Genomic DNA, 9,865 nt, shown 5'->3' on the forward strand with positions numbered 1-9,865 from the left:
GGTGAAAGGATTCGAACCTTCGGCCCTCTGGTCCCAAACCAGATGCGCTAACCAGCCTGCGCTACACCCCGAGGCATTGCGAGTTTAGCCTACTTATTGAAAAGGCGCATTGTAGCCAAAAAAATGCGCTATGTCAAGAAAAATAAGCTTAAATTTGAAAATTTGCGAAAATTTTCGCTTCAAGCCGCGCAAATTCGGCCAAGAATAAATTTAGTATAAAAGAAAAAAGTTAGCCCGATCAGCCAAACGTTAAAAAACATCGCTTTAAAAATATCTTGCAACTCCCCGCCAAAAACATCTGCCACGAGCGTGTAAAGCGCGATTTGCAGCACTATCTGGCGAGTAAAATTTAAAACAAAAACCGCCGCCGGTCTTTTTACGCCTTGAAGCGTCGAGCCGGAGAGATTTATAAGCGCGTAACCCATAAAAGCTAGCGAATTTACCGCAAAATAGCTCCTCGCCGCACTCACAACTTCGGGCGTCTCGTCAAAAAACCCAACCAAAATCCCGCCGAGCCCAAGGCAAAAAGTCGCCGCAAAAATGCAATAAACCGCTAAAAATTTGACCGCATAGGCGTAGCATCCGCGCACTCTGGCGTATTCGCGAGCGCCGAAGTTTTGCGATACGATACCAAGAACCGCCGATGCGATGCCAGTCGTCGGCAGCATGACGATCTGTTCGATGCGAAGAGCTAGGCCATAACCTGCGACCGCGTGCGTGCCGTAGCGGCTGATAAAATGCATAAGCACGAGCCCGCCAAGCGACATCGATAGATAGTTTAGACACGCGGGCAAGGCTTGGGCCAAAATTTTGCGGTAGATGGCGAGTTCGGGCGCAAATGAGCGTAAATCTAAAAAATTTATCATGCCGGTTTTTGCAACCTTAATGCCTAAAAATAGCGAGCCTAAAAGCTGCACCGAAGCCGTTGCTAGCGCTATCCCTCCGATACCAAGCCCGCAAAAATCCACATAAAAAAAGCAAAAGCCCAAATTTATAAAAAGTCCCGCAAAAAGCCAGTTTCGCAGGCTCTTCGTATCGCCCGTAGCCACCAGCACACCGTTTAGCGATTTTATGAGTAAGAAAAACGGCGAGGCAAGAAATATCACGCGGTTATATGCCATGGCTTCGCGCAAAAACTCATCGTTTGCACCTAAAATTTTAAGCAAATGCGGAGTAAAAATAAAGCCCGAAAGCCCCATAAAAACTGCGCAAAGAAATACGAAAAATACGCCCTTTGCGGCATAAATTTTAGCGAGTTTTTCTTTGCCGCCGCCAAGCGCGTTACCGACAAGCGCCGTTAGCGCCGAGCCAAAGCCAAGCCCCACGCCAACGACGCTGATATAGAGCAAAAAACTCATCGAAAAGCCCGCCAGCGCCTGCGTCGAGATGCGCGCAGCAAAAAATACGCCAGTCACGTTGTAAAACGTGTTAAAGCTCATCGCAACGCCCGCGGGCGCGGCTAGGCGCAGCACGAGCTTGTTTACGGGCTCTTTTGTGAGATTCACTTGATTTTGAGCTCCAAAAGCGCGTCTTTTACGTCTTTTGGCACGCGGTAGCTGTCGCGGATCTTTGAGATCGTTTTGTTGTGGGTAAATTTACTCAGCCGCCCGCTCTCTAGCAGCTCTCGCCCCGCGCCGTCAAATTTGATAAAAACCTCGGCTAAACACCAAGCCGCCGCCATTTGCACGTAGTAGCGCTCGTCTTTTTCCTCGGCGCAAATTTCAAAAAACCGCTCAAGCGGAAGCGAATTAAAATTGCGCATAAAATAAACGTAGAAAAATCGCTTTTCGTATTCTAAATTTGAGCCTAGAGCCTGCTTTAGCAGCGCATCTACGTAGCTTGAGTCGGTAAATTTGGGCTCAAAGCCGTCCGTCACCGCCCAGTTTGGCATCGTTTTGATAAACTCGCTAGCTAGCTTAAATTTGGCTTCGTCGTCTTTTATGAGCATTATCAAAAAGCCCTTTAGCATGAACTCCTCGTGAAAAAACGGCTCGTAAGCAGCGATCTGCTTTAAATTTAGCCGAGCGAAATTTCGCTTTGCCAGGCGTCTTAGCTCGGGAGTTTTTACGCCTAAAATTTCGGGGCTTTTGATGAGTTTTTGCGAAAATGCCGCCAGCTTTTCGCTCTTAAGCCCCTCTAAAATTTCTAAAAATTCGCCTTTTACGTCCACGCTAGCTCCTTTGCTTTTTAAATTTACTGCTCAAATTCGTCATGCTTAAATTTGACGCGTCAAAAAACCAAAGCGTCAAATTTGCCGCCCTGTGCGCCTAAAAGCAAATTTAAAGACTCAAATTTTACTTTTGAGCCTCTTGCGCGCGTTTTGCCGACTTTTTGCGAGCGTAGATGTTGATGAGCTCCACACCCAGAGAAAACGCCATCGCAAAGTAAACGTAGCCCTTAGGCACGTGCATACCGAGCCCCTCGCCCACAAGCGTAAAGCCGATCAGGATCAAGAATGCAAGCGCGAGAATTTTGATCGTCGGGTTGTTGTCGACGAAATTTGAAATGCCCTTAGACGCAAACATCATCACGCCCACAGCAAGTATCACTGCTAAAATCATGATCTCGATGTGGTTTGCCATGCCCACTGCTGTGATGACGCTATCGAGCGAAAAGACGATATCAAGCACGGCGATCTCTGCGATAACGACCCAAAAACTCGCATGCCCCTTGCTCGCCGAGTGCTCCTCGTGCTCGCCGCTGACGCTTGAGTGGATCTCTAGCGTGGACTTACCAATGAGGAAAAGTCCGCCCAAAATCAGCACCAAATCGCGCCCCGTGATCGTAAAGTCAAACACGCTAAATAGCGGCTTGGTAAGCTTCATAATCCAAAATAGCGAAAGCAGTAGCGCAATCCTCGTTAGCATCGCGAGCGAAAGCCCTAAAATACGGCCTTTGTCGCGCTGCTCAGGCGGGAGCTTGCCGACTAGGATCGCGATAAATATGATGTTATCGATACCAAGCACGATCTCAAGCCCCGTTAGCGTCACGAGCGACAGCCACGCCTCGGGCGAAAAAATCCAATCGAACATTTTTTTCCTTTTTTATAAATTAGGGCGCGATTATAGCCAAAACGGGTTTAAATTTGATTGAGCGGGCAGGAATGGGTGTTTGGGGATCAAATTTGACGATTTTAACGCACGAATATTTGAGTTTTCAGGCGATTAAATTTGACGAATTTTGGTTTATTTGGCAGTGATAAAATTTGCCGCGATGAAATTTGATTTCACAAAATACGCCGCAAACGGTTTTGAGGTTAAATTTTAGAAAATCCAAATTTAAGAAAAATTATCTTAGATAAAGGGCATTTAAGCGATAAGCGGATAAAATTAAAATCTTTTGTGAAATTTAAAATGAAGTGGTGACCCCTACGAGACTCGAACTCGTGTTACCGCCGTGAAAGGGCGATGTCCTAACCGCTAGACGAAGGGGCCACAAATTAGCGGAAATGGGATTTTACATTAAAGATAATAAAAAATAGCTTAAACCAAGGATAAAAAATCATGAAAAAATTTTCCAAATTTGCTTTGACTGCGCTTGCGTGCCTTGCATTTGGCGGTTGCACCGCACTACAAAGCCAAAAATCATCAGACAAATTTACCGTCACCATCCTCACTCCGCCGCTAAAAATCAACGACGTGGGCTTCCTACACAAAAGCGCAAATCAGCTAAATTTGCAAATTTATAGCTCTGGCGTAAATACGGTAAATCTCAAAATAAACGACAAAATTTGCATGAACGGCGCGTGCTTTGAGAAAAAAGAATTTAACAAAAAGTTCTTTTTAGAGGAGAGATACGACGACTTTTTCACGGAAATTTTGGAGCGCAAGCCGCTATATGACGGCGTAGATGTAATGACAAATTCGTGCGGTTTTATACAAGATATAAGTAAATATTCAATAAAATACGAAGTTTGCGGTAAAAATATCAGTTTTTTCGATACTAAAAACCGCATAAAAATCATCATAAAAGAGCTTCAATGAAATTTATCGGCGCGCACGTCAGTATCGCGGGCGGCGTAGAAAACGCTCCGCTAAATGCGGCAAATATCGGCGCGAACGCCTTTGCGATGTTCGTTAAAAATCAGCGTCAATGGGAGGCCAAGCCGCTAACCCCAGAAAATATCTCCAAATTTAAGCAAAATTTAAAAGCCGCCGGCATCAAGCCCAGGCACGTTTTGCCGCACAACGGCTACCTTATAAATTTAGGCCATCCGAGCGCCGAGCAGCGTCAAAAGTCCATTAACGCCTTTTTAGACGAAATTTACCGCGTAGAGGCGCTTGGTCTAGTGATGATAAATTTTCATCCGGGTTCGTACTTAAATGAAATTTCGCCAGAAATTTGCCTCGAAAATATTGCAAATTCCGTAAATTTCCTACTCGAAAATAGCCAAAACGTAAAGCTAGTCATAGAAAATACTGCCGGCCAGGGCTCGAATTTGGGCTTTAAATTTGAGCACCTAGCCTATATCATCAAACGCTGTATAGACAAAAACAGGATCGGCGTGTGTCTGGATACCTGTCATACCTTTGCCGCGGGATACGATATCAGAGACGACTACCGGCGCGTGATGAGCGAATTTGACGAGATAGTCGGGCGCGATATGCTGTGCGGCATGCATCTAAACGATACGAAATTTGACCTAGCCAGCAAAAAGGATCGCCACGAGAGCTTAGGAAAGGGCTTTTTGGGCTTAAAAACATTTGAAAATATCATAAACGACCCCCGCACGGACGATATCCCGCTAGTTTTAGAAACGATCGACGAGAGCATCTGGGCGGACGAGATAAAAATTTTAAGAAACTTTAAAGGAGAGTAAATGAGAAAATATATCGGCGTTTGCCTAGCGGCTTGCTGCTGTCTAAATGCGGCGGGCTTTAAAATCCCCGAGCAAAGCGGCGATAGCATCGCGCTTTTAAACTCAAACGTCGCGACGAGCTTCGGTCCCGACGCAGCCTATAATAACCCTGCAAATATGGTATTTTTGGGCGGTGGACACTACCTTGAGAGCTCGCTAACCTACCTACATATGGCAAGGACGAAATATAGGCACTCGAGCGGAGCTAAATTTACCTCAAAAAGAGCAGGCGCGCTCGTACCAACCTTTCACTTCGTAACGCCGCAGTTTGGCGACTGGCGCTTTGGTCTCTCTGTCGTCGTGCCTGCGGGAATGTCGATGAGATGGGACGAAAATCTCCCTAAAGCCACCTCTAAAAAATTCGACCTAAAAGTGATCGAGGTGAATCCTAGCGTCGCCTACGCGCTAACCGATAACATCGCGCTAGGCTTTGGCCTGCGCGCCGTTTACGCTAGAGGAGAGGCCGTGCAGGAGGTCTCAGGCGCCCTACCCGCCTCGCAGGATATCAAAGGCGACCGCATAAATTTCGGCTACAACGCGGCAATCACCTATAAACCTACTTCAAATTTGAGCCTAGCGGCCACCTACCGCTCAAAAGTAAATATGAATCTAAAAGGCGATACCGACATCAGCGCGCCGGCGCACCCAAGAGGGGCATTTCCGAGCGGCTCTTATAGCGGCAGCGCAAAGCTATCCGTACCGCTGCCTGCGAGCTTAAATTTAGCCCTATCGTACAAAATCGCAAACACCACACTTCTATTTGACTTTGAGCGAACGTATTGGTCGGCGTGGAAAGAGCTTGACTTCAACTACCCAGGCGCCTCGGCCGCTCACTACCGCAACCCGTTTTTTGCAGCATTTGACGCGTCTAAAAAGCGTGACTGGAAGGACAGTAACGCTTACCGCATCGGCGTAGCGCACGACGCGACGGATAAACTCCGCCTAATGGGCGCGGTTACGTTTGACGAAGCAGCTTCTAGGGCCGATACTACGGGCTTTGACCTACCTGATACCAAAGCCGTCATCTACGCAGCGGGCTTTAACTACAAATTTACAGACGCTTTGGAGCTGGGAGCTAGCTACTTCTACCAAGACAGAAAAGCGCGCGACGTGAGCTACTACTCAAACGCGTCGGGACTCTATCCAAACGGCAAATTTGAGCGCGGCAACGCTCAGGCGATAAATTTAAACGTGAAATATAAATTTTAAGGCGCGTCCATGAACTACCCTTACGAAAATTTCGAGGATATGCTAAACGTTGCAGTAGATAAAAACGGCGGCGGTATCGCGATCTATACAGAAACTAGCAAGATTAGCTACAAGCAGCTACGCACAGACGCCTTTACGCTGGCTGCGTTTTTGCAAGGCATGGGCGTGAAAAAAGGCGACCGCGTCGCGATGATCGTAAATAACTCGCCCGAGTTTATCGCTAGCTACTTTGCCATCACGCTGCTTGGTGCCGTGGCCGTGCCGATAAATACCTTTTTAAAATACGAAGAATTCGAGTACATCATAAACGACTGCGGGGCGAAATTTCTCTTCGCCTCGGCCGAGCTAGCCAAAGAGATACGCGGGCTAGAGAGCAAAACTGCGATAAAAAAGATCGTCTGGATCGGCGATAGGGCCGAATTTGACGGAAACAATATCGCCTACGCGCACGCGCTAAACTGCCGTATAGAGCTAAATTTGACCGACAAACCAAAGCTTGACGACCTAGCCCACATCATCTACACATCAGGCACCACAGGCAAGCCAAAGGGTGCGATGATCAGCTACCGCAACCTCATCTCAAACGTCCGGGGCGCGCACGAGGTCTTTCACGTACGCACGAAAGATAGATTTGCCGTGTTTTTGCCGATGTTTCACAGCTTTACCCTCACGGCGATGGTGCTGCTACCGATATTTTCGGCGTGTTCGCTTATTTTAGTAAAGTCTATTTTCCCGTTTTCAAACGTCCTAAAACAAGTCCTGCTCAAACGCGCGACCGTATTTTTGGGCGTGCCCGCGATCTATACGGCTATCGGAAAAGCGAAAATCCCGTGGTATTTTCGCTGGTTTAACTGCATTAGGATTTTCATCAGCGGCGGAGCGCCTTTGGCTGAGCAGACTATCGCGGATTTTCGCGTTAAATTTCCGCGCGCGGTACTGATAGAGGGCTACGGCCTTAGCGAATGCTCGCCTATCGTCTCGGCAAACACGCTGCAAAAACAAAAAATCTCAAGCGTCGGCTTGCCGCTGCCGGGCTACGAAGTAAAATGCATAAACGACGAGATGATGGAGCTGCCAGCAGGCGAGGTTGGCGAGCTAATCGTAAAAGGCGACTGCGTGATGCAAGGCTACCTAAACATGCCAGACGCCACCGACGAAACGATCGTAAACGGCTGGCTGCGCACGGGCGACCTCGTTAAGATCGACGAGGAGGGCTATATCTTTATCGTCGACCGCAAAAAAGACCTCATCATCTCAAAGGGCATCAACATCTACCCGCGCGAGATCGAGGAGGTGCTATTTAAGCTTCCAGAAGTCGAAGCCGCCGCGGTTATCGGAGTCAGAGACGAGCACGCGGACGAGGAGGTTACGGCCTTTATCCAGTTTAAAGAGGATATGAGCCTGGACGAAAAAGATATCCGCGCGCATCTGAAAAAACACTTGGCGAATTTTAAAATTCCAAAGACGATTTATTTTAAAGACGAGCTGCCTAAAAACGCGACGGGCAAGGTGCTAAAGCGAGTTTTAAAAGAGCAGATAAAGGATGAAATTTAGTGCGGTTTTTGATAGAGTTTATCGGCGGAGAGCAAAATTCTAAAATTTCCTCGCTCATAAAATGCAGCGAAAACGAGGCAAAAATTTTACGCCACCTGAGCAAAAACTACGTCGAGGGCACTCCGCAAAGTAGCGCTTACGACGTGCTTTGCGCTGTTTTTGGCAGCGAGGAGTATAAATTTCTAGCAGGCCTTGCGGACGTAAAAAACCTGCTAGAAAGCGGCTGGATCGTGCAGGGCTTTTCTATATTTAAAAACCAAGGCGCAGAGGGTGCTGGCTCAAATTTACTAGGCATGCTTCACAGCGAGATCTCGCTATCGCCGCTTTTTCTAAAAATTTTAGAAGAGGGCGAGTTTGGGCTCACGCTGCCCTCAGTCGCGCCCTACGCCGATCACCTTGATTATCTAAAAGACCAGTTTTTGCGCGTGGAGCTTTACGGCAAGCTCTCGTTTTTTAGCAAAAACGTATCAAGCGACGCCAAAAACCGCCTCGAAAAAGACGTGAAAGAGCTAGAAGCCATCATCGAAAAACGGCTAAATTTAAGCAAAATTTCTATTTCCGTAGAGCAAATTTTCAAAGACAACTCGCTAAACGACAAAGAGCAGCTGATTTTCCTTGCGCTTTTAAAGGAAGAGTATGTCGGCGAAACGGACGCCAACCGCGATCTAAACGCGCTTGTTGGGATTTTGAGCGCAGACGAATTTGAACGCATCAAAAACCGCGCCCTACTGGACGAGGGCTCAAAGCTGATCGAAAACGGCCTCATCGACTACGACGAGTCGCTAAACGCTTACGGCGGCTTTAGCAGGACGTTTTACATAACCGACGAAATTTTACAAAGCGTAATGCACCCCAAAACCGAGAGCAAAAGCAAAAAACTAGCGCTAGAAACTCTCGTAAAAGAGCAAGAAATCTTTGAGCTCATCGAACCATCGACCGACATAAACGACGTCGTGCTGGACGTCAAAGTAAAGGAGCTGCTAGACGCGATCCTAAAGCAAGTGGATCGCCGCGTGCTGGCGCGCCTATCTAGCTGGGGCATCAAGTCGCGCAAAAACGTGGACGCCAAAATCATCTTTTACGGACCGCCTGGTACGGGCAAAACCATGAGCGCGCTAAGCCTCGCAAAGAGCCTAAAAAAGCAGGTTCTTAGCTTTGATTGCTCTAAAATTTTGAGCAAATACGTCGGCGAGAGCGAGCAAAACGTGCGTAAAATTTTCGACACTTACAAAGAAATCTGCGCCAAAAGCAAGAGCGAGCCAGTGCTACTACTAAACGAAGCTGATCAGTTTCTAAGCACGCGCGTCGAGGGCAACAGCGGCGCGGACAAGATGCACAACCAAATGCAAAATATATTTTTGGAGCAAATCGAGCGGTTTGAGGGCGTACTCATCGCCACGACGAACTTCTTGCAAAGCCTAGATATCGCGTTTTCTCGCAGGTTTGATTATAAGATCGAGTTTAAAAAGCCCGACCTCGCCGCTCGCCTTGCGATCTGGCGCAAAGTACTGCCCGAAAATGCGAGCTTTGAGGAAAATTTCGACGTCAAAGAGCTGGCTAAATTTGAGCTAAGCGGCGCGCAAATCATGCTCGCGCTCAAAAATACCGCGCTAAAAGTCGCCGTGCGCGAGGACGGGATATTTACGATGAGCGACTTTGAAAGCGAGATCAAACGCGAGATGAGCTCAAATTTCGGCGAGGATAAGAAGGTTGGGTTTGACGGGTAAATTCGGCTAAATTTGGCTTGCTGTTTGGCTAAGACGCGTTTTGCTAAATTTACGCCGCTTGCAAGGCTTTATCGCGCATTCTTACAAATTTAAGCGTTAAATTCGTAGCTCTACGGGTGCAAATTTGACAAGCGATTCAAATTTATTGCAGCCCCAGCTACTCAAATTTGAAAAGGTTATCAAGCATGAGTGATTTTTTACTACGCCAAACCAAGCTATTTTTAGGTATCGCAGCCGTTTGCGCTCCGCTATGCACGGTCATCTACTTCATATCAAAAGAGTATTTTGATGAAATTTTAGTCGGCATTTTCATCACGTATATTTTCCTGCTCGTTGTTTTCGTTTTTAAATTCATCAAGCTACTTTTAGGCTTCAAGGACGAGAACAAAAAGCCCGTTTGGGAGCAAATTTTAACTTGGCTTTCAAATATAGTTTAGATCGACGCGCTTAAACGAGATCTTGCTCACCAAACCTCTCGCCCACTTTTAAAATTTCACCCCTTAGCCTCTCGTGTCCG

At 47.2% G+C, this 9,865-nt stretch carries 9 protein-coding genes and 1 tRNA gene; 6 read left to right on the forward strand and 4 right to left on the reverse strand.

The features are described 5' to 3' along the window. Positions 1–179: 179 nt before the first annotated feature. The 4 genes from Q0546_RS11440 to Q0546_RS11455 form a co-directional block, all read right to left on the reverse strand. Positions 180–1,505, reverse strand: a complete 1,326-nt coding sequence (locus Q0546_RS11440; protein WP_298793157.1) for an MATE family efflux transporter — start codon at positions 1,503–1,505, stop codon at positions 180–182. After that, positions 1,502–2,170 carry a DNA alkylation repair protein gene (locus Q0546_RS11445; RefSeq protein WP_298793159.1) on the reverse strand — a complete coding sequence of 223 codons (669 nt, stop codon included), beginning with the start codon at positions 2,168–2,170 and terminating at the stop codon, positions 1,502–1,504. The genes Q0546_RS11440 and Q0546_RS11445 overlap by 4 nt, the downstream gene beginning before the upstream one ends. A 124-nt stretch (positions 2,171–2,294) precedes the next feature. Then, entirely contained in the window at positions 2,295–3,032 is a 738-nt protein-coding gene (locus Q0546_RS11450; protein ID WP_122872901.1) for a TerC family protein, read from the reverse strand. 327 nt (positions 3,033–3,359) lie between these two features. Next, positions 3,360–3,434, reverse strand: a tRNA-Glu gene (locus Q0546_RS11455). Between the two features lie 69 nt (positions 3,435–3,503). Here Q0546_RS11455 and Q0546_RS11460 point away from each other — a divergent pair. The 6 genes from Q0546_RS11460 to Q0546_RS11485 all read left to right on the forward strand — a co-directional run bounded on the left by Q0546_RS11460 (position 3,504) and on the right by Q0546_RS11485 (position 9,785). Then, the gene (locus Q0546_RS11460) at positions 3,504–3,983 is read left to right on the forward strand and encodes a hypothetical protein (protein ID WP_298793161.1); all 480 of its coding nucleotides are present in this window, start codon (positions 3,504–3,506) and stop codon (positions 3,981–3,983) included. Then, positions 3,980–4,819 (forward strand): deoxyribonuclease IV, encoded by an 840-nt coding sequence (gene nfo, locus Q0546_RS11465; RefSeq protein ID WP_298793164.1) that lies wholly within the window; start codon positions 3,980–3,982, stop codon positions 4,817–4,819. Before Q0546_RS11460 ends, nfo begins: the two co-directional genes overlap by 4 nt. Beyond that, complete coding sequence (locus tag Q0546_RS11470; RefSeq protein ID WP_298793166.1) at positions 4,820–6,067, forward strand: OmpP1/FadL family transporter; 1,248 nt, start codon at positions 4,820–4,822, stop codon at positions 6,065–6,067. It begins immediately after the preceding gene. A 9-nt stretch (positions 6,068–6,076) separates the two neighbouring features. Beyond that, positions 6,077–7,621, forward strand: coding sequence for a fatty acid--CoA ligase (locus Q0546_RS11475; RefSeq protein ID WP_298793168.1), 1,545 nt, complete (start codon positions 6,077–6,079; stop codon positions 7,619–7,621). Next, positions 7,621–9,348 carry an ATP-binding protein gene (locus tag Q0546_RS11480; protein WP_298793170.1) on the forward strand — a complete coding sequence of 576 codons (1,728 nt, stop codon included), beginning with the start codon at positions 7,621–7,623 and terminating at the stop codon, positions 9,346–9,348. The genes Q0546_RS11475 and Q0546_RS11480 overlap by 1 nt, the downstream gene beginning before the upstream one ends. 185 nt (positions 9,349–9,533) lie before the next feature. Further along, positions 9,534–9,785 carry a hypothetical protein gene (locus tag Q0546_RS11485; RefSeq protein WP_298793172.1) on the forward strand — a complete coding sequence of 84 codons (252 nt, stop codon included), beginning with the start codon at positions 9,534–9,536 and terminating at the stop codon, positions 9,783–9,785. Positions 9,786–9,865 lie beyond the last annotated feature (80 nt).

The sequence above is a fragment of the uncultured Campylobacter sp. genome (assembly GCF_937997465.1).
Lineage (GTDB): Bacteria > Campylobacterota > Campylobacteria > Campylobacterales > Campylobacteraceae > Campylobacter_A.

Bases quoted from the DNA above. Each gene is read 5' to 3' on its own strand.
- Q0546_RS11450 (WP_122872901.1), bottom strand. From the start codon at position 3,032: ATGTTCGATTGGATTTTTTCGCCCGAGGCGTGGCTGTCGCTCGTGACG.
- Q0546_RS11460 (WP_298793161.1), top strand. From the start codon at position 3,504: ATGAAAAAATTTTCCAAATTTGCTTTGACTGCGCTTGCGTGCCTTGCA.
- nfo (WP_298793164.1), top strand. From the start codon at position 3,980: ATGAAATTTATCGGCGCGCACGTCAGTATCGCGGGCGGCGTAGAAAAC.
- Q0546_RS11470 (WP_298793166.1), top strand. From the start codon at position 4,820: ATGAGAAAATATATCGGCGTTTGCCTAGCGGCTTGCTGCTGTCTAAAT.
- Q0546_RS11475 (WP_298793168.1), top strand. From the start codon at position 6,077: ATGAACTACCCTTACGAAAATTTCGAGGATATGCTAAACGTTGCAGTA.
- Q0546_RS11485 (WP_298793172.1), top strand. From the start codon at position 9,534: ATGAGTGATTTTTTACTACGCCAAACCAAGCTATTTTTAGGTATCGCA.